At 67.1% G+C, this 210-nt stretch carries 1 protein-coding gene; it reads right to left on the bottom strand.

What is annotated here, in order from left to right; all coding sequences use genetic code 11:
• Positions 1 to 210, bottom strand: a 210-nt coding sequence (locus ACCC97_RS28940; RefSeq protein WP_413336429.1) for an IS66 family transposase, incomplete at both ends; no start/stop codon positions are given.

Here is a 210-nt window from a genome sequence, read left to right as displayed (position 1 = left end):
CGCCACCGGCGTCTCGTCGGCATGCAGCACGCGGTCTTCGAGCATCTCGCGCTTGAGCGCGTCGACCAGAGGCTGCAGCTGCACGCCGCACTGCCCGACCCAGCTGGCCAGCGTCGACCGAGGAATGGCCAGGCCCGCGCGACCGAAGATGGCTTCCTGCCTGTACAGCGGCAGGTGATCCAAGTACTTGCCTACCAGCACCTGTGAGAG

Source organism: Variovorax sp. Varisp85 (genome assembly GCF_047304045.1).
In the GTDB taxonomy this organism is placed as follows: domain Bacteria; phylum Pseudomonadota; class Gammaproteobacteria; order Burkholderiales; family Burkholderiaceae_C; genus Variovorax.
Note: the sequence above shows the minus strand (reverse complement) of the source record. Positions and strands in the feature narration are given on the sequence as shown.